We start from the raw sequence: 20203 nt of genomic DNA, 5'->3' as shown, positions 1-20203 counted from the left end.
CCATTTCGGTTATTCCACAAACATGTGAGGGTAGAAGCGGGAGAGATCCTGGGTGATCAGCGCTCTGTCTTCACGAATGCCGATCCCGGCGGGCTGATCGTTGATAAGCCAGCTGCCGATAAGCGTGTAGCTGTCACCGAATTTCGGCAGCGGATGGAACTGCTGCACGATGGTGCCTTCTTCGCCATACGGGCCTTCCACCTGCGCGATAGTCTGGCCGTTTTCAACGATCGACACGTTAGCGCCTTCGCGGGAGAAAATGGGCTTCACCACATATTTCTCCATCGGCGGCGGGTTATCTTCGCTGAAGTACGCCGGCAGCAGGTTAGGGTGATTTGGGTAGAGTTCCCACAGCAGCGGCAGCAGCGCTTTGTTGGAGATAATGCTCTTCCACGCCGGCTCCAGCCAGCGCACGCCCGCGTCCTCAAGCTTAGTGGAGAAGGTTTCGCGCAGCATGTACTCCCACGGATAGAGCTTAAACAGGTTACTGATGACCTGATCCTGGAGATCGGTAAACTGCCCCTTTTCGCCAAGGCCGATATCTTCGATAAACAGAAAATCGTTCTCGATCCCGGCTTCGCTGGCGCAATCCTGTAAATACTGCACCGTGCCGCGATCTTCTACCGTATCACGACAGCAGGCGAGATGCAGACGGTTAAAGCCGTACTGCGCTTTCAGCTCGCCGAAACGCTCGATGATCTTCTCCTGGAGGCTATTGAACTGATCGCTGCCCTGCGGGAGATTCCCGGCGCGCAGCTGATCTTCGAGCCAGATCCACTGAAAGAATGCCGCTTCATATAAAGAGGTCGGCGTATCGGCGTTATTTTCGAGAAGCTTTGGCTCGCCGCGTCCGTCCCAGGCGAGATCTAGACGCGAATAGAGCGATGGCTGGCCGCTGCGCCAGGACTGGCGCACAAATTCCCATGTGTGCTTCGGAATGCGGAATTTGGTCATCAGCGCGTCGCTCGCGACCACTTTCTCGACCACCTGTAAGCACATCTGGTGCAGCTCGGCCGTCACCTCTTCGAGCTTTTCGACCTGCGCCAGCGTCAGGCGGTAGTACGCGTCCTCACACCAGTATGGCTCGCCGTACATGGTGTGAAAGTTAAAACCGTACTCCGTGGCCTTATCGCGCCAGTCCGGGCGCTCGCTGATAGTGATTCTTTCCATGTGTCAGCCGCCCATTGAACGAGAAGAAGAACCCGCCGCGCTGCGCTGCATCGTGGCCTGTTTCGCGACGGAATCACCAAAACCACCGCGGGTGATGGTTGAGGTGGTCGCCGGTTTCGGTGCCATCGCCGATTTCGGTACGGTCATGGTACGGCCCGGCTGCGCGGCACCGTAATTACGGCCGCTGGCGTCGGTATATTTACCGTAAGCCGGGCTTGCCGGGTTACGCGAGCTGAACAGCGGCTGTTGGGCGAATCCCATGCCGCCGCCCATCAGACGGCCCATCATGTAACCCGCCATCAGCGGCATCCACATGCTGCCGGTCTGCTGCGTGGCCTGGCTGGTATTGGTGTTATTGACTTGTTTGCACTGATCTTCGCCAAATTCCGCCACGCAGTCTTCACGCGTGGCGTATTTCGGCGCGGTGCGTTCCGCCTCTTTCAGGGCGTTGTTATACGCGGTAGTGCATTCAGCGCTTTTGCCGGGGTTGGCCGCCGAGCAGTCGTCTGCGTTTTGATAAAGCTGGACGGTTTCATCGCTCTTTTCGCAACCTGCCAGCATAAAGGCTGCCGTGACCGCGAAGGCCACCGGCGTTAAATGACGCGCGTTCCAGCTTTTGCGAAACATCGCGCGGTTAATCTGTTTTGTCCGTTTCATGCCTGCATCCTGACCCAGTGGTATTGCACAGTTATGGTGCTCAGGATAGTGGATGAGTGGTTGAAATTAAAGCGGGAGGCCGGAGGGGGCGGGGATCTTTACGTTGACTTACGTTCAGGCGGGAGGCCGTTGCGCCTCCCGCCACAGCGATTACTGACGGAACGGGTTGCCGCTGTTGCTGTTGCTGCTACGGGTGGCCGCGGCAGGCTGCATGGCAGGCGCATTGCCGCCGCCGTTCGCCATGTTATTCACGGCGGCGTCCTGCTCCGGGTTTTCCGGGGCGACGCTTTCAGGCGCGGTAGAGACCGGTTTGCCCAGCGAGTTATTCAGCGCGACCAGATCCTGCTCGTTGAGCGTACCCAGCGCAGATTTAATATTGAGCTGGTTGATCAGGTAGTTATAACGCGCGCTGGAGAGCTGCTGTTTGGCGTTGTACAGCGTGGTGGTGGCGTCGAGCACATCGACGATGGTACGCGTACCGACCGAGTAACCGGCTTCCATCGCATCCAGTGAGCTTTGCGCGGACACGACCGCCTGCTCATAGGCTTTGATGCTGCTGATGGAGGCGTTAACGTTGTTATAAGACGAACGCACGGTCTGCACGACGTTGCGGTGCGCGCTTTCCAGTTTTTCGCTGGCACCCACGAAGCTGTACTGCGCTTGTTTAACTTGTGATGTCACCGAGCCGCCGCTGTAGAGCGGCAGGTTGAAGCTCAGGCCGATGGAGTTCTGGCCGATTTTGCTGTCAGCGTAACGGCTTGCCGCCGCGCCGCTGGTTTTGCTGCCGCTGTAGTCGGTGTCCGACACGCTGCTGGACGCCGTTAAGCCGAGCGTCGGCATATGGCCGGTTTCAGCGTAGCGGATCTGCTCACGCGCCAGATCCTGGCTCAGACGCGCCTGCAGCAGCGTCAGGTTACGCTGTTCTGCCTCTTTCAGCAGCGCGTTAACGGCGGCCGGTTTGGTGGTTTTGAAATTATCGACGTTCAGCGACGCGAGCTGCGGGTAGTAGTTGCCCGTCACCTGGCGCAGCTGTTCCAGCGCGTTGTCGAGGTTGTTACGCGCGGTCACTTCGTTCGCGAGCACGTTATCGTACTGCGCGCGGGCGTTCTGCACGTCGGTAATCGCTACCAGGCCCACGTTAAAACGCTGGGTGGTTTGATCGAGCTGGCGGTAGATCGCCTGTTTCTGCGCTTCGGTGTAGGAGAGCGCGTCAATCGCGCTCAGCACCTGGAAATAAGCTGTCGCAGTGTTCAGCATCAGCGTCTGCTGATCGGTCTGGTAGGTCACATCCTGAATGCCTGCGGTTTTTTCCTGCAGGGTCAGGGCGCGCCATTTGGACATATCGAAAATGGTCTGCGTTAATTGCAGCGACGCGCTCTTGGCAGTGCTGTCTACGCCGTCGTTATCGCGAAAACCGCTGTTATAGGTGTAATCTGCACCCAGGCCGAGCTGCGGAAGTAAAGGACTGCGGGCTTCGTTAATTTTTTCGAATGCGGCGTCGCGGTCAGCAGCGGAGCTGCGCAGGTCCGGGTTACTTAAACGTGCCTGCTGGTAAACCTGCAACAGGTTTTCTGCCTGGCTCATGGCGCTGAAGCCCGTCAGGCTCAGGCCGATAAGGATGGGGAGCAGTTTCTTCATTTGCATTCCTTGTTGTGAAGCATAAAGAATTTATTAGCGCTGTCAGAAGCCGAAAAATTGATCGCCGATTCTACCAGAGTCAACCCGCCGTGAGGCTTGGCGTAACGTGCCTTCTGCCGCTAAATTTCCACAATCTATCACATGGGCAATGAAACGGCAGATAAACTGGCTTGAAATGCCCAGATTCGGCACCATCTCGAACCGGAAACCATCATGAGCAAATCAACCCCACGCCCCGTTACTTTCACCAAAAACGATGTAGAAATTATTGCACGGGAAAAGCTATATCGCGGCTTTTTTTCGCTCGATCTTTACCGCTTTCGCCACCGCCTTTTCAATGGCGAAATGAGCGGGGAAGTGCGGCGCGAAATTTTTGAGCGCGGCCATGCCGCAGTCCTGCTACCCTTTGACCCTGTGCGTGATGAGGTGGTACTGATCGAGCAGATTCGTATCGCCGCTTTCGATACCAGCGACACCCCGTGGCTGCTGGAACTGGTCGCCGGTATGATTGAGCCTGGCGAAACGGTGGAAGAGGTCGCGCGCCGCGAGGCGATGGAAGAGGCAGGCCTTTCCGTCGGGCGAGTAAAAAAATTCATGAGCTATCTGGCAAGCCCTGGCGGCACCAGCGAGCGCCTGTCATTAATGGTTGGCGAAGTGGACGCCACGACCGCGCAAGGCATACACGGTCTGGCTGATGAAAACGAAGATATTCGGGTTCATGTGGTAAGCCGGGAACAGGCATACCAGTGGGTAGAAGAGGGGAGAATCGACAACGCAGCCTCCGTCATCGCATTGCAATGGCTGCAGTTACATTATCAAGCATTGAGAAACGAGTGGAACACCTGAATATGAAGCGTTATACACCTGATTTTCCAGAAATGATGCGCCTGTGCGAAACCAACTTCGCGCAGCTGCGCCGCCTGTTGCCGCGCAATGACGCGCCGGGCGAAGCCGTAAGTTATCAGGTGGCGGGCGCGCAATACCGTTTAACTATCCTCGAATCAACCCGGTACACCACGCTTGTACAGATAGAGCAAACCGCGCCGAAAGTGAGCTACTGGAGTTTGCCGTCAATGAGCGTAAGGCTTTACCATGACGCCATGGTCGCGGAAGTGTGTTCAAGCCAGCAGATCTTTCGCTTCAAAGCGCGTTATGATTACCCAAATAAAAAGTTGCATCAGCGCGACGAAAAACATCAAATTAACCAGTTTCTTGCCGACTGGCTACGCTACTGTTTAGCGCATGGAGCAATGGCGGTTCCGGTTTGTTAGCGTCGTGAAACCTAAGGACACCATTTGGAAAGCCTGTTAAATCTTCCTGTTGCTGGTGGGGCCAGCGTCAGGATTCTACAAATTACCGATACTCACCTGTTTGCCGGAAAGAACGATACCCTGCTCGGCGTCAACACCTGGGAGAGCTACCAGGCGGTGCTGGCAGAGCTTCACGCCGAACAGCGCGAGTGCGATCTGATTGTCGCGACAGGCGACCTGGCGCAGGATCATACGCCTGAGGCTTATGAACACTTTGCAACAGGTATCGCCTCCTTGCCCGCACCCTGCGTCTGGCTGCCGGGCAACCACGATTTCCAGCCCGCGATGTACAGCACGCTCCAGGACGCCGGCATTTCGCCCGCCAAGCGCGTGTTCGCAGGAGATAACTGGCAGGTGCTGCTGCTCGACAGCCAGGTTTTCGGCGTGCCGCACGGCGAGCTGAGCGACTACCAGCTCGAGTGGCTTGAGCGCATGCTTCAGGCGGCGCCGGAGCGCCATACGCTGCTGCTTTTGCACCATCACCCGCTGCCGTCCGGCTGCGGCTGGCTCGATCAACACAGCCTGCGCAACGCGCAGGCGCTTGACGATGTGCTGAACCATTACCCGCAAGTGAAGCATCTGCTTTGCGGACATATTCATCAGGAGCTGGATCTCGACTGGAACGGACGCCGCCTGATGGCGACGCCGTCTACCTGCGTTCAGTTCAAACCTCACTGCGCGGGTTTTACGCTCGATACGGTCGCACCCGGCTGGCGCTGGCTGAATCTGCACCCTGACGGCTCGCTCACTACGGAAGTGTGCCGCCTCGAAGGCGCGCAGTTCCGCCCTGATACCGCATCAGAAGGATACTGATGTCTACGCTCCTCTACCTCCACGGTTTTAACAGTTCTCCTCGCTCGGCGAAGGCCACCAGCCTGCAACGCTGGCTGGCGCAGCAGCATCCAGAAATTAATATGGTCGTTCCGCAACTGCCGCCGTATCCGTCTGATGCCATGGAGCTGTTGGAGTCGTTAGTGCTTGAGCACGGCGGCGAGCCGCTCGGCGTCGTGGGCTCCTCGCTTGGCGGTTATTACGCGACCTGGCTTTCGCAATGTTTTATGCTGCCAGCGGTGGTGGTGAACCCGGCGGTACGCCCCTTTGAGCTGCTGACCGATTTTCTCGGCGCGAACGAGAACCCCTACACCGGGCAGCAATATGTGCTAGAGTCTCGCCATATTTACGATCTGAAAGTGATGCAAATAGAGCCGCTCGAAGCCCCGGATCTTATCTGGCTGTTACAGCAGACAGGCGACGAGGTGCTGGATTACCGCCAGGCGGTGGCGTACTACGCGCCGTGCCGTCAGACGGTGGAAACCGGCGGCAACCACGCTTTTGCAGGCTTTGAAGATTATTTCACGCAGATTGTCGATTTCCTTAGCCTGCGTTAACGCTAAGGCAACGATCCCGTTTTGTGACCTGACGATAAAATCATGACCCAATCCTATAATGCCGATGCCATTGAGGTGCTCACCGGGCTTGAGCCGGTGCGCCGCCGTCCGGGGATGTATACCGACACCTCCCGTCCCAACCATCTGGGCCAGGAAGTTATTGATAACAGCGTCGATGAAGCGCTGGCGGGGCATGCCAGACGCGTCGACGTGATCCTTCACGCCGACCAGTCGCTGGAAGTTATCGACGACGGGCGCGGCATGCCGGTGGATATTCACCCGGAAGAGGGCGTTCCCGCCGTGGAGCTGATCCTCTGCCGCCTGCACGCGGGCGGTAAATTCTCGAACAAAAACTACCAGTTCTCCGGCGGCCTGCATGGTGTTGGGATCTCGGTCGTTAACGCCCTGTCAAAACGTGTCGAAGTGAACGTGAAACGCGACGGGCAGATCTACAACATCGCCTTTGAAAACGGCGAAAAGGTCAAAGAGCTGAGCGTGGTCGGCACCTGCCCGAAACGCCAGACGGGCACCAGCGTCCACTTCTGGCCGGATGAGAAATTCTTCGACAGCCCGCGTTTTTCCGTCTCCCGCCTGACGCACCTGCTGAAAGCGAAAGCGGTGCTGTGTCCGGGCGTTGAAATCAACTTTAAAGATCAGGTGAACAACACCGAGCAGCGCTGGTGCTATCAGGATGGTCTTAACGATTACCTCTCCGAGGCGGTAAACGGGCTGATTACGCTGCCGGAAAAACCGTTTATCGGTAACTTCTCCGGCGAGACGGAAGCGGTGGACTGGGCGCTGTTGTGGCTGCCGGAAGGCGGCGAGCTGCTGACCGAGAGCTACGTCAACCTGATCCCGACCATGCAGGGCGGCACCCATGTCAACGGCCTGCGTCAGGGTCTGCTGGACGCCATGCGTGAGTTTTGCGAATACCGCAATATTCTGCCGCGCGGCGTGAAGCTCTCGGCGGAAGATATCTGGGAGCGTTGCGCTTATGTCCTGTCAGTGAAAATGCAGGACCCGCAATTCGCCGGCCAGACCAAAGAGCGTCTCTCCTCGCGTCAGTGCGCGGCGTTTGTCTCGGGCGTGGTGAAAGACGCCTTCAGCCTGTGGCTGAACCAGAACGTCCAGGCGGCGGAACAGCTCGCCGAGCTCGCCATCGCCAGCGCCCAGCGCCGACTGCGCGCCGCCAAAAAAGTGGTGCGTAAAAAGCTCACCAGCGGCCCTGCGCTGCCCGGCAAGCTTGCCGACTGCACCGCGCAGGATCTCAACCGTACGGAGCTCTTCCTGGTGGAAGGGGATTCCGCAGGCGGCTCCGCCAAACAGGCGCGCGATCGCGAATACCAGGCGATCATGCCGCTTAAAGGTAAGATCCTGAACACCTGGGAAGTGTCGTCGGATGAAGTGCTGGCCTCGCAGGAGGTGCATGACATCTCGGTTGCGATCGGCATCGATCCGGATAGCGACGATCTCAGCCAGCTGCGTTACGGCAAGATCTGTATCCTCGCGGATGCGGACTCCGACGGCCTGCACATCGCCACGCTGCTGTGCGCGCTGTTTGTGAAACACTTCCGCGCGCTGGTGAAAGGCGGCCATGTCTACGTCGCCATGCCGCCGCTTTATCGTATCGATCTCGGTAAAGAGGTTTACTACGCGCTGGACGAAGAAGAAAAAGCGGGCGTGCTGGAACAGCTCAAGCGTAAAAAGGGCAAGCCGAACGTCCAGCGCTTTAAAGGTCTCGGCGAGATGAACCCGATGCAGCTGCGCGAAACGACGCTCGACCCGAATACCCGCCGCCTGGTGCAGCTCACCATCAGCGATGACGACGACGCGCGCACGCTGGCGGTGATGGATATGCTGCTCGCCAAAAAACGCTCTGAAGACAGACGTAACTGGTTACAGGAGAAAGGCGATATGGCGGATATCGAAGTCTGATAACGCCCGTTTTGTAACAACACTCCTTTCAGCGGCGCCTTTGGCGCCGCTGCTGTTTCCCTGATGTAATCCTTACTTTTATGGCGGATTGCGTTTTACCGCTTCGTTTTCGATCCCGATCAAACACGCCAGTTTCCATCCGTAGTACTCAACAGGACATGATTCGCCTGCATCTCTTGTTGACGCTTTTGGCTGAAAAACACTGCACCGATTATCCGTCGCATTAGCAAGGCACAGGCTATCGAATCCGTAGATTAATTCAGGTAGGACTTATCAAAAAGCGGGGCTATCGTAGCCTGAAAATGGAAAACGGAGCGAGACATGAGCACGCCATCTGATCAACACAATACGTTATCTGCCGGGAAATGCCCTTTCCATCAGGGCAACAGCAACCAGACCGCGGGCGGTGGCACGTCCAGCCGCGACTGGTGGCCGAATCAACTGCGCGTGGAGCTGCTGGCCCAGCACTCAAACCGCACTAACCCGCTGGGGGACGATTTCAACTACCGTAAAGCGTTCAGCGAGCTGGATTACGCGGCGCTGAAAGCCGATCTGAAAGCCCTGTTAACCGATTCCCAACCGTGGTGGCCTGCCGACTGGGGCAGCTACACCGGCCTTTTCATCCGCATGGCGTGGCACAGCGCGGGCACCTACCGCTCCGCTGACGGGCGCGGCGGCGCGGGCCGCGGGCAGCAGCGTTTTGCGCCGCTCAACTCCTGGCCGGATAACGTGAGCCTTGATAAAGCGCGCCGTCTGCTGTGGCCAGTGAAACAGAAATATGGCCAGAAAATCTCCTGGGCCGACCTGTTTATCCTCGCCGGTAACGTGGCGCTGGAAAACTCCGGGTTCCGTACCTTTGGTTTCGGTGCCGGGCGTGAAGACGTCTGGGAGCCGGATATGGACGTGAACTGGGGCGATGAGAAAAACTGGCTTGAGCATCGTCACCCGGAATCGCTGGCGCAGGCGCCGCTCGGCGCCACCGAAATGGGTCTTATCTACGTCAACCCGGAAGGGCCGAACCACAGCGGCGACCCGGCCTCCGCCGCGCCCGCCATTCGCGCGACCTTCGGCAACATGGGCATGAACGATGAAGAGACCGTGGCGCTGATCGCAGGCGGCCATACGCTCGGCAAAACCCACGGTGCGGCAGCAGCGAATCACGTCGGCGTCGATCCGGAAGCCGCGCCTATTGAAGCGCAGGGGCTCGGCTGGCACAGCAGCTTTGGCAGCGGCGCGGGGGCGGATGCCATCACTTCCGGCCTGGAAGTGACCTGGACCCAGACGCCAACACAGTGGAGCAACTACTTCTTCGAGAACCTGTTCAAATATGAATGGGTGCAGACCCGCAGCCCGGCAGGGGCCATCCAGTTTGAAGCGGTCGATGCGCCGGAGATCATTCCTGACCCGTTCGATCCGTCGAAAAAACGCAAGCCGACGATGCTGGTGACCGACCTGACGCTGCGTTTCGACCCGGAGTTCGAGAAGATCTCGCGTCGTTTCCTTAACGATCCGCAGGCGTTCAACGAAGCCTTCGCCCGCGCCTGGTACAAACTGACGCACCGCGATATGGGGCCGAAAGCGCGTTACATCGGCCCGGAAGTGCCGAAAGAAGATCTGATCTGGCAGGACCCGTTACCGGCGGCGATTTATCAGCCGACGCAGGCGGATATCGACAGCCTGAAAGCGGAGATCGCCAGCGCCGGTTTAACGGTTAGCGAACTGATCTCCGTCGCCTGGGCGTCGGCTTCCACCTTCCGCGGCGGTGATAAACGCGGCGGTGCCAACGGCGCGCGTCTGGCGCTTGCCCCACAGCGCGACTGGGACGTGAACGCCTCTGCCGCCCGTGCGCTGGCGACACTCGAAGCTATCCAGCGTACCGCGAATAAAGCATCGCTCGCTGACATCATCGTGCTGGCGGGCGTAGTGGGCGTTGAGCAGGCGGCGAAAGCCGCAGGCGTTGAGATTACCGTGCCGTTCGCGCCGGGCCGCGTTGATGCACGCCAGGATCAGACCGATGTGGCACTGTTTGAATTCCTGAAACCGAAAGCTGACGGCTTCCGTAACTATCGCGGCGTGCGCAGCAGCACCCCGACCGAGTCGCTGCTTATCGATAAAGCGCAGCAGCTGACGCTGACCGCGCCGGAACTGACCGTACTGGTGGGCGGGATGCGTGCCCTTGGCGCGAACTACGACGCCAGCGCGCACGGCGTGTTCACGGATCGCGTGGGCGTGCTCAGCACCGATTTCTTCGTCAATCTGCTGGATATGCGTTACGAGTGGAAAGCGACTGACGCGACCGCTGAAGTGTTTGAAGGGCGCGACCGCGAGAGCGGCGAAGTGAAATACACGGCGACCCGCGCGGATCTGGTATTTGGCTCGAACTCGGTTCTGCGTTCTTTCGCGGAGGTCTATGCGAGCCAGGATGCGCACGAGAAGTTCGTGAAGGATTTCGTGGCGGCCTGGACCAAAGTGATGAACCTGGACCGCTTCGATATCCAATAAGCGTGACGCGATAAACAAAAAAGGCGATGAATATTCATCGCCTTTTTTATTCGCATTTAAGCGTCAGACGCCGCTTTCCAGAATGCGAATGGTGGTGTCCAGCACATCGCCTTTCACCGCGTCACGAAAGCCCAGCATATGCGGCGTTTCCAGGTGCGCTTTTAAGTGTTCTGCGCTCGCCCACTGTTCCACCATCACGATGGAATCCGGCGCGCTGGTCTGAAAATCAAGGCCGGTGGCGCTGTCCACCATCGGCGCGTAGCCGTGGCAGCCTGCTTCCGCGAGCACAACGGGAATGATCTTCTTGAACTCTTCCAGCACCGCCTGACGGTGGTGTGCGCCAGGGCGGGTACGAATTTCTGCTATTACTGTCAGCATGGTTAACTCCTTTTGTAAAACCGTCAGTCAGTTAAGCAAAAATTTTCGCCAGATGCTCGCGATATTCTGCAATGTAGCGCGGCACGTCCGGCATTTTAATCACGTCGTTGGCGATAAACGTCGGCAGCGCGGTCAGGCCAATAAACTCATTCGCCTTGTGGAACGGCAGGTACACGCCATCCACGCCCACGCCGTGGAAGAACTGATCTTTCTCGGTGAACGCTTCCAGCGGCGCGTTCCAGGTGAGCGACAGCATATATTTTTTGCCCTGCAGCAGGCCGCCTGATCCATACTTTTTCGAGGCGTCAGAGCGGGTGCGGCCATCGCTGGCGTACAGTGAGCCGTGGCCTTCGGTAAAGACATCGTCGATATACTTTTTCACGGTCCAGGGCGCGCCCATCCACCAGCCCGGCATCTGGTAAATAATGACGTCAGCCCAGAGGTAATTCTGCACCTCTTCTTTGACGTCATACTCGCTGTCTGCGCGGGTGACCTTAACATCATGCCCAACGTCGCGCAGGTAACTCTCCGCGACCTCAGTCAGGGTGTCGTTAAGCTGGCCATTGGAATGCGCGAACTGTTTCGCGCCGTTAATGATAAGTACGTTGCTCATTATTTGTCCTCTAATTATCGCGTTTGTCATTAATTTTACCCCATCGGGCGAGACGGTAATATTGGCAAAACGCGCAAAGACATTTGCGAAATGAGCAATAATCAACCCTGCTGTGACTCGGCGTCGCAGATAAGGTACTATCGCGGCAATATTGCCGTTTCCCCCGTGTACGGCTGGCTTGTCTGAGGAATAACGAGTAATGAGTGATTTGACTCATGATGGTGCAGAGCGCCTGGCGCTGCATGAATTCACTGAAAACGCCTATCTCAACTATTCCATGTACGTCATCATGGACCGCGCGCTGCCGTTTATCGGTGACGGGCTTAAGCCTGTTCAGCGCCGCATCGTCTATGCCATGTCGGAACTGGGGTTGAATGCCAGCGCCAAATTCAAAAAATCCGCCCGTACCGTGGGCGACGTGCTGGGTAAATATCACCCGCACGGCGACAGCGCCTGCTATGAAGCGATGGTGCTGATGGCGCAGCCGTTCTCGTACCGCTACCCGCTGGTGGACGGGCAGGGGAACTGGGGCGCGCCGGACGATCCGAAATCCTTCGCGGCGATGCGTTATACCGAATCGCGCCTGTCTAAATACGCCGAAGTGCTGCTGGGCGAGCTGGGCCAGGGCACCGTGGATTATGTGCCGAACTTCGACGGGACGCTGAACGAGCCGAAAATGCTGCCGGCGCGCCTGCCGAACATTCTGCTGAACGGCACCACGGGCATCGCGGTGGGTATGGCGACGGATATTCCGCCGCACAACCTGCGCGAAGTCGCCAAAGCGGCGGTGAGTCTTATCGACAGCCCGAAAACCACGCTTGATGAGCTGCTGGATATCGTGCAGGGGCCGGATTACCCGACCGAAGCGGAAATCATCACTTCCCGCGCTGAAATCCGCAAAATCTATCAAAGCGGCCGCGGCTCGGTGCGTATGCGCGCCGTGTGGAAGAAAGAAGACGGCGCGGTGGTGATCTCCGCGCTGCCGCATCAGGTCTCCGGTGCCCGCGTGCTGGAGCAGATCGCAAGCCAGATGCGCGCCAAAAAGCTGCCGATGGTCGACGATTTGCGTGATGAATCGGATCACGAAAACCCGACGCGTCTGGTTATCGTGCCGCGCTCCAACCGCGTGGATATGGATCAGGTGATGAATCACCTGTTCGCTACCACCGATCTGGAAAAAAGCTACCGCATCAACCTTAATATGATTGGTCTCGATGGCCGTCCGGCGGTGAAAAACCTGCTGGAGATCCTCACCGAATGGCTGGCGTTCCGCCGCGATACGGTGCGCCGTCGTCTGAACTACCGTCTGGAGAAAGTGCTCAAGCGCCTGCATATCCTTGAAGGTTTGCTGGTGGCGTTTCTCAATATCGATGAAGTGATTGAGATTATCCGCAGCGAAGATGAGCCGAAGCCGGTGCTGATGAGCCGTTTCGGCATCAGCGAGACGCAGGCGGAAGCGATTCTCGAACTGAAACTGCGCCATCTCGCCAAACTGGAAGAGATGAAGATCCGCGGTGAGCAGAGCGATCTGGAGAAAGAGCGCGATCAGATCCAGGGCATTCTCGCCTCCGAGCGCAAAATGAATACCCTGCTGAAAAAAGAGATTCAGGCGGATGCCGACGCGTACGGCGACGATCGCCGTTCGCCGCTGCATGAGCGCGAAGAAGCGAAAGCGATGAGCGAGCACGACATGCTGCCGTCCGAGCCGGTCACTATCGTGCTTTCCCAGATGGGCTGGGTGCGCAGCGCCAAAGGCCACGACATCGACGCCAAAGCTCTGAGCTACAAAGCGGGCGACGGCTGGCTCTCGTCAGTCAAAGGCAAGAGCAACCAGCCGGTGGTGTTTATCGACTCCACGGGCCGCAGTTACGCGCTGGATCCGGTATCGCTGCCGTCGGCGCGCGGCCAGGGCGAGCCGATTACCGGCAAACTGACGCTGCCGCCGGGCGCGGTGGTGGAACATATGCTGATGACCGGCGAGGAGCAAAAACTCCTGATGGCGTCTGACGCCGGCTACGGTTTTGTCTGCACCTTCAACGATCTGATTGCGCGCAACCGCGCCGGTAAGGCGCTGATTACGCTGCCGGAAAACGCGCATGTGCTGAAGCCGCTGGAAATTGAACATGACGACGACATGCTGCTCGCCATCACGGCGGCAGGACGTATGCTGATGTTCCCGGTGGCGGATCTGCCGCAGCTTTCCAAAGGCAAGGGCAACAAAATTATCTCCATTCCATCCGCCGACGCGGCGAAGGGCGACGATAAGCTGGCGTATCTCACCATCCTGCCGCCGCAGAGCACCGTGACGTTGCATGTCGGCAAGCGCAAAATCAAGCTGCGCCCGGAAGAGCTGCAAAAAGTGCATGGCGAACGCGGTCGTCGCGGTACGCTGATGCGCGGCCTGCAACGCATCGACAGCGTCGAAGTGGATTCGCCGTCGCGCCCGAAAGCCGACGACAGCGAGGCGTAACCCCCCGAAATAGTGGCAAACGCATCGCCGCCGCGCTTTCTGTGATTCTCTGCAGGAAGCGCGGCGGCCTCGCTTGCGTAATTTTCCCGCCCACGCCATTGTTTGTTAGCGCGTGACGCATAAAAATAAGTGTTTGAGTCTGCTCAACATCATGAGCCGCCAGGGATGCCTGACCGTGAGCGGTGTGTTTTCCGTTAAAGCCGTTATACTGGTCCGCGGCTGCGGCTTCAGAGGTAGTTATGTTATCGATCGTTCGAATAATTATTGTGGTTCTCTACAGCATTGTGGTCTGTATTCTGGGTAGCATCTGGTGTCTGTTCAGCCCGCGCAATCCGCGCCATGTGGCGACCTTCGGCCATATGTTCGGACGCCTTTCCAGGGTGTTCGGTCTGAAGGTGGAACTGCGCAAACCGCAGGGCGCTGAAAACTACGGCAACGCGATTTACATCGCCAACCACCAGAACAACTACGACATGGTGACGGCGTCGAATATCGTTCAGCCGCCGACCGTGACCGTCGGCAAAAAAAGCCTGGTCTGGATCCCTTTCTTCGGCCAGCTCTACTGGCTGACCGGCAACCTGTTAATCGACCGTAACAATCGCAGCAAGGCGCACGGCACCATCGCCGAAGTGGTGAACCAGTTCCGCAAGCGCGATATTTCCATCTGGATGTTTCCGGAAGGCACCCGCAGCCGCGGGCGCGGCCTGATGCCGTTTAAAACCGGCGCGTTTCATGCCGCCATTGCCGCAGGCGTGCCGATTATTCCGGTCTGCGTTTCCAATACCCATGGTAAAATCAAGCTCAACCGTTGGAACAACGGTCTGGTCATCGTCGAAATGTTACCGCCTGTCGACACCCACGGTTGGGGAAAAGAACAGGTACGGGAACTTGCCGCCCACTGCCGCCAGTTGATGGAAGAGAAAATCGCCCAGTTGGATAACGAAGTGGCCGAGCGCGAAGCCGCTGGCAAGATCTGAGACTGACGGGCAGACCGTCATTCATTACCCGTTTTCATGGAGCACTTATGTCACTCAGTCGGCGTCAGTTTATTCAGGCATCGGGCGCGGCGCTTTGCGCGGGCGCGGTGCCGCTGAGGGCACATGCCGCAGGTCAGCAGCAGGCGCTGCCGGTGCCGCCGCTGCTGGAATCACGCCGCGGCCAGCCGCTGTTTCTGACGCTCTCCCGCGCGCACTGGTCTTTTGTGCCAGGCACCCGCGCACAGGTCTGGGGCTTCAACGGCCGCTATATGGGGCCGACTATTCGCGTCTGGAGCGGCGATGACGTCAAGCTTATCTACAGCAACCGCCTGCAGGAAAATGTCGCCATGACGGTGAGCGGGCTACAGGTGCCAGGGCCGCTAATGGGCGGCGCGCCGCGCATGATGTCGCCCGGTGCCGACTGGGCACCCGTGCTGCCGGTACGGCAGGCGGCCGCAACGCTCTGGTACCACGCCAATACGCCCAACCGCACTGGTCAGCAGGTCTATAACGGCCTTGCGGGCATGTGGCTGGTGGAAGACGCCGTGAGCAAAGCGCTGCCGGTGCCGAACCACTACGGCGTGGATGATTTCCCGGTCATTATTCAGGACAAACGCCTCGACAACTTTGGCACGCCAGAATACAGCGAGCCGGGCAGCGGCGGTTTTGTCGGCGACACGCTGCTGGTGAACGGCGCGCAAAGCCCGTATGTGGAGGTGTCGCGCGGCTGGGTACGCCTGCGCTTGCTGAACGCTTCTAACGCGCGTCGCTATCAGTTACAGATGAGTGATGGCCGCCCGCTGCACGTGATCGCAGGCGATCAGGGGTTTCTGCCCGCGCCGGTGGCGGTGAAACAGCTGGCGCTGGCACCCGGCGAGCGCCGTGAAGTACTCATCGATATGACCAACGGCGACGAGGTTTCCATTACCTGCGGTGAAGCGGCGTCGATTATGGACCGCATTCGCGGCATTTTTGAGCCGTCCAGCATTCTTATCTCCACGCTGGTGCTGACGCTGCGGCCCACCGGCCTGCTGCCGCTGGTGACGGATACGCTGCCGATGCGCCTGCTGCCAGATGAAATTATCAACGGCGCGCCGGTGCGTAGCCGCGATATCACGCTGAGCGACGATCCGGGTATTAACGGCCAGCTGTGGGATATGAAGCGTACCGACGTGCAGACCCAGCAGGGGGCGTGGGAGCGCTGGACGGTACGTTCCGATATGCCGCAGGCGTTCCATATGGAAGGCGTGAGTTTTCTGATCCGCAGCGTGAATGGCGCAGCGCCGTTCCCGGAAGATCGCGGCTGGAAGGATACGGTGTGGGTGGATGGCCAGGTGGAGCTGCTGGTGTATTTCAGCCAGCCATCGTGGGAGCATTTCCCGTTCCTCTATTCGAGCCAGACGCTGGAGATGGCCGACCGCGGCTCGGTGGGGCAGATGGTCGTAAACCCGGCCCCGTAAGCCGTTCGATGAATATGAAAAAGCCGCTGAGAAGCGGCTTTTTTTGTATCAGTTGCATGACGCTCGTGGAGGGTAAACGGTGGATGCGCTGCGCTTATCCACCCTACAACGCCCTCTTCCAGCTCGTAGGGCGGGTAAGCGCAGCGCACCCGCCGTTAGCAGCGCGAAACAGGAGAGGTAGGGCGGGTAAGCGCCGCGCACCCGCCATTAGCAGCGTGAAACAGGAGAATCAGGGCGGGTAAGCGCAGCGCACCCGCCATTAGCGGCGTGAAACAGGAGAGGTAGGGCGGGTAAGCGTAGCGCACCCGCCATTAGCAGCGTGAAACAGGAGAATCAGGGCGGGTAAGCGCAGCGCACCCGCCATATGCCGCAGCGCCAGACCCGCTACTCCGCCAGAAACAACTCCAGCAGCGAATTAAGAAACAGCTTACCGTGCTCGGTTATCTGCCAGCTCTCCGGCGTCTCCACCAGATAATTCAGCGCAATCGCCTCGTCAATCTGCGTGCGGATCGCGGCTTCGCTAAGCCCTGTATAACGGGCAAACTCGGCGCGCGGCGCGGGCTCCAGCAGGCGAAAGCGGTTCATGAAAAACTCGAACGGCTTATCCTGTGCCTCGACCTCATGCTGCTTATCGAGGTAATTACCGGTCATATAGCCGCGCGGATGGCGGGTTTTCGCGGTACGCAAAATACGCCCGTCGGCGAGCGTCACTTTGCCGTGCGCGCCGCAGCCGATACCCAGATAATCCCCGAAACGCCAGTAATTCAGGTTGTGCTGGCACTGATAGCCCGGTTTCGCGTAGGCCGATGTCTCGTACTGCGCATAACCGGCGGCGGTCAGCAGCTGATGCCCCTGCTCGAAAATATCCCACAGCGCGTCGTCGTCAGGCAGCACCGGCGGGCGCGAGCCAAACAGCGTATTCGGCTCAATGGTCAACTGATACCACGACAGATGCGGCGGGTTCAGCGCAATCGCCTCTCGCAAATCATCGAGCGCCTCTTCGAGCGACTGATCCGGCAGGCCATGCATCAAATCGAGGTTAAAGCTGCGAAGCCCAAGGCCGCTCGCAAGACGTGCGGCGCGCTTCGCCTCTTCCGGCCCGTGAATACGGCCGAGACGCGCGAGTTTCGGCTCGCTGAAGCTCTGCACGCCGATGGAAATGCGGTTCACGCCCGCGCGCTGATACTCCACAAAGCGGTCAGCTTCCACGGTGCCGGGGTTGGCTTCCATCGTGATCTCGGCATCCGGCGCGAGCGTAAGCCGCGCCCGCACGCCGTCCAGCAGCGTCTGCATCGCAGGTCCTGAGAGCAGGCTCGGCGTGCCGCCGCCGATGAAAATCGTCTTCACCTCGCGGCCCTGCGCCCAGGGCGCGTCGTTATCCAGATCGCGTAACAGATGCTGGACATAATCGTCATGCGGCACTTCACCCTTCAGTGCGTGCGAGTTGAAGTCACAGTAAGGGCACTTCTGCACGCACCAGGGGATGTGGATATACAGACTCAAGGGTGGCAAATCAGCCATTACGCATTGCTTCCAGTAATAATTTCAGCGCCTGCCCGCGGTGGGAAACCGCGCTTTTCTCTTCACGCGTCAGTTCGGCGGCGGTTTTGCCAATAGAAGGAACAAAGAAAATCGGGTCGTAGCCAAAGCCGCCCTGGCCCGCGGGCGCGCGGGTAATCACGCCAGGCCAGGCACCGTGAAAGACCAGCGGTGTCGGATCGTCGGCATGACGCATATAGACCAGCACGCAGTGGAACTGCGCCTGACGCTGCTCGTCCGGCACGTCTTTTAACGCCTCAAGCAGCTTTTCCAGGTTTTCCTGATCGGTGGCGTCGTTGCCTGCGTAGCGCGCGGAGTAAATCCCCGGCGCGCCGCCCAGCGCGTCGACCGCGAGACCGGAATCGTCAGCGATAGCCGCAAAGCCAGTGACCTGAGCCGCGTGACGCGCCTTCAGAATCGCGTTTTCGATAAATGTCAGGCCGGTTTCTTCGGCGGAGTCGACGCCAAGCTCGGTCTGCGCCACGATATCCAGCCCAAACTCCTGCAGCAATGAGGCGAGTTCGCGCACTTTACCGGCGTTGCCGGTCGCGAGGACAACTTTCTGCATAGCGTAATCCTGTATTAATCGGTGACAGCCGCAACTTCCGTTGGGATCTGTTGGGGTTCGATAATTTTGACTTGTTTATGACGGCCCAGTTCGCCTTTTTCAATCACCACCTGGCTTTTAGCCACGCGAAACTGTTTCGCGAGATATTTCACCAGATGGGCGTTGGCCTGGCCGTCAACCGGCGGGGCGGTAATGGCGACTTTCAGCTCGTCGCCATGTAAACCGATAATGCTGTCGCGGCTGGCTTTCGGCTGGATATAGAGCCGTAACACCAGCCCGTCGACGGTTTTACTGACGGCACTCACAGCAAATACCACAGCCCCGGGAAGAGATCCATGGCGAGGTAATTCAGCAGATAGAGCACGATAATCACGCCCATGGCGGAAAAATCGATGCCGCCCATGGCTGGCAGAATACGGCGGATCGGGGCCATCAGCGGTTCAGTCAGCTGAATCAGCACAAACTCAATCGGACTGCGGCCCTGGCTTACCCAGCTCATCAGCGAGCGGATAATAATCACCCAGAAGACTAACTGGCCTGCGGATTTCAGCAGCGACAGCAGGCCCACCACCAGGTTAAACGGATCGAGCGACAGCGCGCCTGACTGAATCAATAACAGCAGCGGGAATTTCAGCGTTGAGAGAATAAACGCCACCAGCAGCGATGAGGTGTCGATAGGCCCTATCGACGGAATAATACGGCGCAGCGGGCCTATCACCGGCTGGGTAAATTTCACCACCGTCTGGGCGAGCGGGTTATAAAAATCGCAGCGCGACCACTGCATCCAGATGCGCAGCAGCAGCACCATCACATACAGGTCGATCAGCGTTTTGACCAGGAAAGTCAACGTCAGCATGGCGTTCCTCAGAAGTTATTGTTAGGTGGCGCGGGCGTAATCGCGCGCGCCGAAAATCGCGGTACCAATGCGCACCATCGTGCTGCCAGCGGCGATGGCGGCTTCCATATCATCGCTCATGCCGAGCGAAAGCGTGTCTACCGTCGGGTAGCGCGCTTTAAGGGCCGTGAAGGCCGCCGCCATTTCACAGGCGACGGCAAACTGGCGCGCATACTCTTTTTCCGGTGCCGGAATAGCCATCAGCCCGCGCAGCCGCAGACGCGGCAGCGCCGCTATCTGCTCTGCCAGCGCGTCCAGCTCGCTTAAGGCAATGCCGGATTTGCTCTGTTCGTCGCTGATATTAACCTGAATCAGCACGTTAAGCGGCGTCATTTCATCCGGGCGCTGTTCATTCAGGCGAGTGGCGATGCGCAGTCGGTCGACCGTATGGCACCAGTCGAAATGCTCCGCCACCAGACGGCTTTTGTTGGACTGCAACGGACCGATAAAGTGCCAGGTCAGCCCGTCAACGCCCGCGTCGCGGAAGTGAAGGATCTTTTCCACGCCCTCCTGCACATAATTTTCACCAAATTCACGCTGCCCGGCGGCGATTGCTTCTGCTATCGCGCTCGCAGGTTTTGTTTTACTCACTGCAAGCAGCGTAACTTCTTCTGGAGCCCGGCCGCAGCGTTGTGCAGCCGCTGAGATCTTTTGCCGGACCTGCGTTAAGTTGCGTTCTGTCTCACTCATGATCAGGGAAGCT

19 protein-coding genes are annotated in these 20203 nt (G+C 58.6%); 9 read left to right on the top strand and 10 right to left on the bottom strand.

Going from position 1 to position 20203, the window contains the following annotated elements; genetic code table 11:
* Nucleotides 1-9: 9 nt before the first annotated feature.
* The 3 genes from G6041_RS12640 to tolC form a co-directional block, all read right to left on the bottom strand.
* Nucleotides 10-1170: a glutathionylspermidine synthase family protein gene (locus G6041_RS12640; RefSeq protein ID WP_012123816.1), complete on the bottom strand. Its 1161-nt coding sequence runs from the start codon at nt 1168-1170 to the stop codon at nt 10-12.
* 3 nt (nt 1171-1173) lie between these two features.
* On the bottom strand, nt 1174-1827 hold the full coding sequence (locus G6041_RS12635; protein ID WP_004385609.1) for a DUF1190 family protein: 654 nt from the start codon (nt 1825-1827) through the stop codon (nt 1174-1176).
* A gap of 150 nt (nt 1828-1977) precedes the next feature.
* Nucleotides 1978-3465 carry an outer membrane channel protein TolC gene (gene tolC, locus G6041_RS12630; protein WP_007895224.1) on the bottom strand — a complete coding sequence of 496 codons (1488 nt, stop codon included), beginning with the start codon at nt 3463-3465 and terminating at the stop codon, nt 1978-1980.
* Nucleotides 3466-3678: 213 nt separating this feature from the next.
* On the opposite strand from tolC, the gene nudF reads away from it, so the two are divergent.
* From nudF to katG, 6 genes are all read left to right on the top strand, one after another.
* Nucleotides 3679-4311: an ADP-ribose diphosphatase gene (gene nudF / locus G6041_RS12625; RefSeq protein ID WP_004385611.1), complete on the top strand. Its 633-nt coding sequence runs from the start codon at nt 3679-3681 to the stop codon at nt 4309-4311.
* Nucleotides 4312-4313: 2 nt separating this feature from the next.
* The gene (locus G6041_RS12620) at nt 4314-4736 is read left to right on the top strand and encodes a DUF1249 family protein (protein WP_004385612.1); all 423 of its coding nucleotides are present in this window, start codon (nt 4314-4316) and stop codon (nt 4734-4736) included.
* A 24-nt stretch (nt 4737-4760) separates the two neighbouring features.
* Nucleotides 4761-5588 (top strand): 3',5'-cyclic-AMP phosphodiesterase, encoded by an 828-nt coding sequence (gene cpdA / locus G6041_RS12615; RefSeq protein ID WP_004385613.1) that lies wholly within the window; start codon nt 4761-4763, stop codon nt 5586-5588.
* Nucleotides 5588-6163: an esterase YqiA gene (gene yqiA / locus G6041_RS12610; protein ID WP_084999131.1), complete on the top strand. Its 576-nt coding sequence runs from the start codon at nt 5588-5590 to the stop codon at nt 6161-6163. Before cpdA ends, yqiA begins: the two co-directional genes overlap by 1 nt.
* 42 nt (nt 6164-6205) lie before the next feature.
* Complete coding sequence (gene parE, locus G6041_RS12605; protein WP_004385615.1) at nt 6206-8098, top strand: DNA topoisomerase IV subunit B; 1893 nt, start codon at nt 6206-6208, stop codon at nt 8096-8098.
* Between the two features lie 321 nt (nt 8099-8419).
* The gene (gene katG, locus G6041_RS12600) at nt 8420-10600 is read left to right on the top strand and encodes a catalase/peroxidase HPI (protein ID WP_012123821.1); all 2181 of its coding nucleotides are present in this window, start codon (nt 8420-8422) and stop codon (nt 10598-10600) included.
* Nucleotides 10601-10663: 63 nt separating this feature from the next.
* On the opposite strand, the gene G6041_RS12595 is transcribed toward katG, so the two are convergent.
* On the bottom strand, nt 10664-10978 hold the full coding sequence (locus G6041_RS12595) for a putative quinol monooxygenase (RefSeq protein ID WP_004385617.1): 315 nt from the start codon (nt 10976-10978) through the stop codon (nt 10664-10666).
* A 31-nt stretch (nt 10979-11009) separates the two neighbouring features.
* Complete coding sequence (locus G6041_RS12590; protein WP_041460377.1) at nt 11010-11591, bottom strand: NAD(P)H-dependent oxidoreductase; 582 nt, start codon at nt 11589-11591, stop codon at nt 11010-11012.
* Nucleotides 11592-11790: 199 nt separating this feature from the next.
* Here G6041_RS12590 and parC point away from each other — a divergent pair, with 199 nt between their 5' ends.
* The 3 genes from parC to ftsP all read left to right on the top strand — a co-directional run bounded on the left by parC (nt 11791) and on the right by ftsP (nt 16498).
* Nucleotides 11791-14061, top strand: coding sequence for a DNA topoisomerase IV subunit A (gene parC, locus G6041_RS12585; protein ID WP_004385619.1), 2271 nt, complete (start codon nt 11791-11793; stop codon nt 14059-14061).
* 239 nt (nt 14062-14300) lie between these two features.
* Entirely contained in the window at nt 14301-15038 is a 738-nt protein-coding gene (locus G6041_RS12580) for a 1-acylglycerol-3-phosphate O-acyltransferase (RefSeq protein WP_012123823.1), read from the top strand.
* A 47-nt stretch (nt 15039-15085) separates the two neighbouring features.
* Nucleotides 15086-16498: a cell division protein FtsP gene (ftsP, locus tag G6041_RS12575; protein ID WP_004385621.1), complete on the top strand. Its 1413-nt coding sequence runs from the start codon at nt 15086-15088 to the stop codon at nt 16496-16498.
* 384 nt (nt 16499-16882) lie between these two features.
* On the opposite strand, the gene hemW is transcribed toward ftsP, so the two are convergent.
* From hemW to G6041_RS12550, 5 genes are read right to left on the bottom strand one after another with little or no spacing between them, the layout of a single operon-like run.
* The gene (gene hemW / locus G6041_RS12570; protein ID WP_012123824.1) at nt 16883-18019 is read right to left on the bottom strand and encodes a radical SAM family heme chaperone HemW; all 1137 of its coding nucleotides are present in this window, start codon (nt 18017-18019) and stop codon (nt 16883-16885) included.
* Complete coding sequence (locus G6041_RS12565; protein ID WP_012123825.1) at nt 18012-18605, bottom strand: XTP/dITP diphosphatase; 594 nt, start codon at nt 18603-18605, stop codon at nt 18012-18014. Before G6041_RS12565 ends, hemW begins: the two co-directional genes overlap by 8 nt.
* A 14-nt stretch (nt 18606-18619) precedes the next feature.
* Complete coding sequence (gene yggU / locus G6041_RS12560) at nt 18620-18910, bottom strand: DUF167 family protein YggU (RefSeq protein WP_004385624.1); 291 nt, start codon at nt 18908-18910, stop codon at nt 18620-18622.
* Nucleotides 18907-19461 (bottom strand): YggT family protein, encoded by a 555-nt coding sequence (locus G6041_RS12555; protein ID WP_004385625.1) that lies wholly within the window; start codon nt 19459-19461, stop codon nt 18907-18909. Before G6041_RS12555 ends, yggU begins: the two co-directional genes overlap by 4 nt.
* 21 nt (nt 19462-19482) lie before the next feature.
* Nucleotides 19483-20190 carry a YggS family pyridoxal phosphate-dependent enzyme gene (locus G6041_RS12550; RefSeq protein ID WP_012123826.1) on the bottom strand — a complete coding sequence of 236 codons (708 nt, stop codon included), beginning with the start codon at nt 20188-20190 and terminating at the stop codon, nt 19483-19485.
* Between the last annotated feature and the right edge of the window lie 13 nt (nt 20191-20203).

The organism is Cronobacter sp. HA18003 (assembly GCF_011605905.1).
Classification (GTDB): domain Bacteria; phylum Pseudomonadota; class Gammaproteobacteria; order Enterobacterales; family Enterobacteriaceae; genus Cronobacter; species Cronobacter sakazakii.
This window is presented reverse-complemented; position numbering and strand designations above follow the sequence as displayed.

What these genes read in the sequence shown, in the direction of transcription:
- G6041_RS12640 (WP_012123816.1), bottom strand. Translation starts at nt 1,170, where the DNA reads ATGGAAAGAATCACTATCAGCGAGCGCCCGGACTGGCGCGATAAGGCC.
- G6041_RS12635 (WP_004385609.1), bottom strand. Translation starts at nt 1,827, where the DNA reads ATGAAACGGACAAAACAGATTAACCGCGCGATGTTTCGCAAAAGCTGG.
- tolC (WP_007895224.1), bottom strand. Translation starts at nt 3,465, where the DNA reads ATGAAGAAACTGCTCCCCATCCTTATCGGCCTGAGCCTGACGGGCTTC.
- nudF (WP_004385611.1), top strand. Translation starts at nt 3,679, where the DNA reads ATGAGCAAATCAACCCCACGCCCCGTTACTTTCACCAAAAACGATGTA.
- G6041_RS12620 (WP_004385612.1), top strand. Translation starts at nt 4,314, where the DNA reads ATGAAGCGTTATACACCTGATTTTCCAGAAATGATGCGCCTGTGCGAA.
- yqiA (WP_084999131.1), top strand. Translation starts at nt 5,588, where the DNA reads ATGTCTACGCTCCTCTACCTCCACGGTTTTAACAGTTCTCCTCGCTCG.
- parE (WP_004385615.1), top strand. Translation starts at nt 6,206, where the DNA reads ATGACCCAATCCTATAATGCCGATGCCATTGAGGTGCTCACCGGGCTT.
- katG (WP_012123821.1), top strand. Translation starts at nt 8,420, where the DNA reads ATGAGCACGCCATCTGATCAACACAATACGTTATCTGCCGGGAAATGC.
- G6041_RS12595 (WP_004385617.1), bottom strand. Translation starts at nt 10,978, where the DNA reads ATGCTGACAGTAATAGCAGAAATTCGTACCCGCCCTGGCGCACACCAC.
- G6041_RS12590 (WP_041460377.1), bottom strand. Translation starts at nt 11,591, where the DNA reads ATGAGCAACGTACTTATCATTAACGGCGCGAAACAGTTCGCGCATTCC.
- parC (WP_004385619.1), top strand. Translation starts at nt 11,791, where the DNA reads ATGAGTGATTTGACTCATGATGGTGCAGAGCGCCTGGCGCTGCATGAA.
- G6041_RS12580 (WP_012123823.1), top strand. Translation starts at nt 14,301, where the DNA reads ATGTTATCGATCGTTCGAATAATTATTGTGGTTCTCTACAGCATTGTG.
- ftsP (WP_004385621.1), top strand. Translation starts at nt 15,086, where the DNA reads ATGTCACTCAGTCGGCGTCAGTTTATTCAGGCATCGGGCGCGGCGCTT.
- hemW (WP_012123824.1), bottom strand. Translation starts at nt 18,019, where the DNA reads ATGGCTGATTTGCCACCCTTGAGTCTGTATATCCACATCCCCTGGTGC.
- G6041_RS12565 (WP_012123825.1), bottom strand. Translation starts at nt 18,605, where the DNA reads ATGCAGAAAGTTGTCCTCGCGACCGGCAACGCCGGTAAAGTGCGCGAA.
- G6041_RS12555 (WP_004385625.1), bottom strand. Translation starts at nt 19,461, where the DNA reads ATGCTGACGTTGACTTTCCTGGTCAAAACGCTGATCGACCTGTATGTG.
- G6041_RS12550 (WP_012123826.1), bottom strand. Translation starts at nt 20,190, where the DNA reads ATGAGTGAGACAGAACGCAACTTAACGCAGGTCCGGCAAAAGATCTCA.